Here is a 4,070-nt window from a genome sequence, read left to right on the forward strand (position 1 = left end):
GGAAGAACGGTGCGCCGTGGCCTCGGGCCCCCGGCGTACCGTCCGGCCCTCGGCGCCGACGCGCGGCAGCCCTCGGCCGGGGTGAGTTCCCGCGCTGAGCAGGCCGACGGGTCCGTGCTGCGCGGTGGCCCGCCGGTTTCCGGCTGGGCGCCCCGGTGGAGGGTAGGCGGTCGGCGGTGGGGCAGGCCCCGCAGGCGGTCCGAACTGTCGTGCGGCGGTGTGTCGTTCGCGGTGTGCCGTCGCTTGCGCGTTCGCCCGCGTCCCGGGGCGGGAGGCGGGCGGGGAGAACGGTTCGCTGTGGTCTCGGGCCTTCGGTGTGCCGTCCGGTCTTCGGCGCCGATGCGCGCCGGACCCCGGCCGGGGCCCCAACCGGCGTGCACTGGTGCGCCGTTCGCGGTGCCGCCGCCTGCGCGTCCGCCCGCGTCCCCGGGCGGGACGCGGGCGGTGGGGCGGAGCTCAGCCGTGGCGGGTGGGGGCGGCGACGTGCGGGAGGACCTCCTCGGCGAGTTCGTGGAGGAGCTCGTCGACGGGGCGGTCGTTGGGGCGCAGGTTGAAGGAGACGTGGGCGACGCCGAGGTCGGACATCAGGCCCAGGTGCTCGATCAGGGCGGTGCGCCCGGTGCTGAGGCCGAGCCGGATGGGGTGCGGCGCGGTGGCCGGGTCCTCGGCGAGGGTGAGCACCATCGGCGTCAGGTAGGGCTTGTCGCCGGCGAGGTCGCGCCACTGGCGTATCCGCAGGCGCAGCGCGCCCAGGTCGCGCGGGTAGTTGAGGGAGGCGTCGGCGTGCTCGGCGATCCACTCGGGGCTCTGCTGGGCGCCGCCGGCGACGGCGATCGGGATGCCGGCGGGGTGGACGGGCCTGGGCAGGACCTCCAGCTGCCGGTCGGCGCCGAGCCCGGCGGCGGGCACTTCCAGCGGGCCGGGGCGCCAGGCGGCGCGCAGGGTCTGGACGCCGGTGCGGAAGGCCTCGCCGCGGCCGTGGAAGTCGCGGTCGAACAGCGGGTACTCCACGGGGCGGTCGCCGCTGGCCAGGCCGAGCAGCAGGCGGCCGCCGGAGAGCACGTCGACGGTGGCGGCGGCCTTGGCGACCAGCAGCGGTTCGCGCAGCGGCAGGACGATCGCGCCGGTGGCGAGGACCGCGTCGCGGGTGAGGGCGGCGAGGTGGCCGAGGTGGGTGAAGGTCTCGAAGACGCTGCCGGCGTCGCCGAACTGGACGGGGTCGTACAGCGGGACGTCGCGCACCCACAGGGCGGCGAAGCCGAGGCGGTCGGCGAGCTGGGCGAGGCGGGCGTGCTCGGCGAGGTCGGGGACGCCGAAGGGGCGGCCGGCTGCGCGGTCGGCCCGGCCGCGGTCCTGGCCCCAGTCGTTGTCCAGGGGCAGTTCCAGGCCGATGGTCAGCCGGCCGTCGGCGGGGGCCAGCCGGGCGAGCGCGGGGAGGGCCGGTGCGGGGTGGGGCAGTGCCATGGCGGGGTCCTCAGGGGAAAAAAAGACCCGTCCCGGGCGGCGGTGCGACCGCCCGGGACGGGAGTTCGGTGCGGTGCGGGTCAGTTGAACTGGTCCGGGTGCGGGCCGGTGCGCAGGTTGCGGTCGGTGGCGGCGACGGCGGCCATGTCCTGCTCGGTCAGCTCGAAGTCGAAGACGTCGAGGTTCTGCCGGATGCGGGCCGGGGTGACCGACTTGGGGATGACGATGTTGCCGAGCTGCAGGTGCCAGCGCAGCACGACCTGGGCGGGGGACTTGCCGGTGCGCTCGGCGACGGCGGTGATCGCCGGGTCGTCCAGGACGGCGCCCTGGGCGAGCGGGCTCCAGGCCTCGGTGGCGATGCCGTGCTCGGCGTGGAAGGCGCGCAGCTCGGCCTGCTGGAGGCCGGGGTGCAGCTCGACCTGGTTGACGGCGGGCACCAGCGAGCTGTTGTCCAGCAGGCGCTGGAGGTGGGCGGGCTGGAAGTTGGAGACGCCGGCGGCGCGGATGCGCTTCTCCTCGACGAGGCGCTCGAGGGCGCGCCAGGAGTCCAGGTAGAGGTCGCGGGCCGGGGTGGGCCAGTGGATGAGGTAGAGGTCGACGGTGTCCAGGCCGAGCTTGTCGAGGCTGGCGTCGAAGGCGCGCAGGGTGGCGTCGTAGCCCTGGTCGGCGTTCCACAGCTTGGTGGTGACGAACAGGTCCTCGCGGGCCACGCCGGAGGCGGCCAGGGCGCGGCCGACGCCGGTCTCGTTGCCGTAGATGGCGGCGGTGTCGATGCTGCGGTAGCCGGCCTCCAGGGCGGCGGCGACGGCGGCGGTGGTCTGGTCGTCGGGGACCTGGAAGACGCCGAAGCCGAGCTGGGGGATCTCGACGCCGTTGTTCAGCTTCACGGTGGGGACGGTGGGGGTGGTCACGGTCGTGCTCCTTCAGGCGGTGCGGTCGGTGAGGGTGTAGTGGACGGTCTGGGCGCTGATGAGTCCGTCGCGGAAGACGAAGGTGTCGACGCCGTCGAAGACCTGGTGGGTGGCGGTGGCGGCGGTCCAGCGGAGGAACAGCACCCCGCCCGCGAACTGCGGGTCCAGCTGCCAGTCGGCGTCCGGGAGGTCGGCCAGGAGGCGGCCGATGACCCGCCGGACCCCGTCGTGGCCCTGGAACGCGCCCTCGGGGGTGATGAGGACGGTGTCCTCGGTGGGTGCCGGTAGGTCGATGGTCAGTGGTGCAGGGCGGCGTGGCGGGGAGCCGCGCCCGGGGTGACGGCCGCACGGGCGTGGTCGCGGCGCTCCAGGGCGGCGGACCAGAAGGCCAGCAGCAGGGCGGCCGCGGCGAGGGCGGCGCCGACCCAGTTCGGGGCGGTGTAGCCGAGGCCGGCGGCGATGACGGCCCCGCCGAGCCAGGCGGCGAGCGCGTTGCCGAGGTTGAAGGCGCCGATGTTGACGGCGGAGGCCAGGGTGGGGGCGCCGTGGGCCTGGTCCAGGACCCGCTTCTGCAGCGGGGGGACGGTGGCGAAGCCGAGGGCTCCGACGAGGACGACGGTGACGGCGGCGAGGATCTTGTTGTGGGCGGTGAGGGTGAACAGCGCCAGCACCACGGCCAGCCCGCCGAGGGTGGTGTAGAGCATCGGCATCAGCTTGCGGTCGGCGTAGCGCCCGCCCAGCAGGTTGCCGAGGAACATGCCGACGCCGAACAGCACCAGCAGCCAGGTGACGGCGCCCTCGGAGTAGCCGGCGACGTCGGTCATCATCGGGGCGATGTAGGTGATGGCGGCGAAGACCCCGCCGAAGCCGAGCACGGTCATCGCCATCGCGAGCAGCACCTGGGGGTTGCGGAAGGCGGTCAGCTCCCGGCGCAGGTGGGCGCCCTCGGGGCGGGGCAGGGCGGGGACGAGCTTGGCGATGCCGAGCAGGCCGACCACGCCGAGCACGGCGACGCCGGCGAAGGTGGCGCGCCAGCCGACGGCCTGGCCGATGAAGGTGCCCAGCGGCACGCCGACGATGTTGGCGACGGTCAGGCCGGTGAACATGGTGGCGATGGCGCCGGCCTTCTTCTGCGGGGCGACGAGGTCGGCGGCGACGACGGAGCCGATGCCGAAGAAGGCGCCGTGGGCGAGCGAGGTCACGATGCGCCCGGCCAGCATCACGGGGAAGGACGGGGCGAACGCGGAGAGCAGGTTGCCGACGACGAACAGGCCCATCAGCAGCATCAGCATGGTCTTGCGGCTGATCCGGGTCCCGAGGGCGGTCATCAGCGGGGCGCCGATGACCACGCCGAGGGCGTAGCCGGTGACCAGCAGGCCCGCGTTCGGGATGGAGACGCCGTAGTCGTCGGCGATCTGGGGCAGGAGTCCCATGATCACGAACTCGGTCGTCCCGATCCCGAACGCGCCGATGGCCAGGGCGATGAGAGCGAGAGGCATGGGCCCGAACCCTTCTGTGATTGCTTGAGTGAGCGCCTTGCGTGCTTAAACAATAGTTGCAGACGCGCGATATGCGCAAGCGCGGATAGGGTGCATGCGCCGTGGGGCGGGGGTGGGCGCCGCGGACGGCCGCGGGAACGCGACCGGGCCCGGCCCGTCCGAGCCGCGGGTGCGGTTAGGACGGCGCGGGGCCCGG

Annotated in this window: 4 protein-coding genes; all 4 read right to left on the reverse strand. The window is 74.3% G+C overall.

Features of this window, described 5'->3' with window-relative positions:
- Positions 1-456: 456 nt before the first annotated feature.
- Positions 457-1,464 (reverse strand): TIGR03571 family LLM class oxidoreductase, encoded by a 1,008-nt coding sequence (locus ABZW03_RS38215; RefSeq protein ID WP_355269091.1) that lies wholly within the window; start codon positions 1,462-1,464, stop codon positions 457-459.
- 80 nt (positions 1,465-1,544) lie between these two features.
- Positions 1,545-2,375: an aldo/keto reductase gene (locus ABZW03_RS38220; protein WP_355269093.1), complete on the reverse strand. Its 831-nt coding sequence runs from the start codon at positions 2,373-2,375 to the stop codon at positions 1,545-1,547.
- Between the two features lie 12 nt (positions 2,376-2,387).
- The gene (locus ABZW03_RS38225) at positions 2,388-2,759 is read right to left on the reverse strand and encodes a nuclear transport factor 2 family protein (protein WP_355269096.1); all 372 of its coding nucleotides are present in this window, start codon (positions 2,757-2,759) and stop codon (positions 2,388-2,390) included.
- Positions 2,672-3,874 carry an MFS transporter gene (locus ABZW03_RS38230; protein ID WP_355269094.1) on the reverse strand — a complete coding sequence of 401 codons (1,203 nt, stop codon included), beginning with the start codon at positions 3,872-3,874 and terminating at the stop codon, positions 2,672-2,674. The genes ABZW03_RS38225 and ABZW03_RS38230 overlap by 88 nt, the downstream gene beginning before the upstream one ends.
- Positions 3,875-4,070 lie beyond the last annotated feature (196 nt).

Origin of the sequence: Kitasatospora sp. NPDC004799 (genome assembly GCF_040609095.1) — a bacterium.
Lineage (GTDB): Bacteria > Actinomycetota > Actinomycetes > Streptomycetales > Streptomycetaceae > Kitasatospora.

What these genes read in the sequence shown, in the direction of transcription:
- ABZW03_RS38215 (WP_355269091.1), bottom strand. Translation starts at nt 1,464, where the DNA reads ATGGCACTGCCCCACCCCGCACCGGCCCTCCCCGCGCTCGCCCGGCTG.
- ABZW03_RS38230 (WP_355269094.1), bottom strand. Translation starts at nt 3,874, where the DNA reads ATGCCTCTCGCTCTCATCGCCCTGGCCATCGGCGCGTTCGGGATCGGG.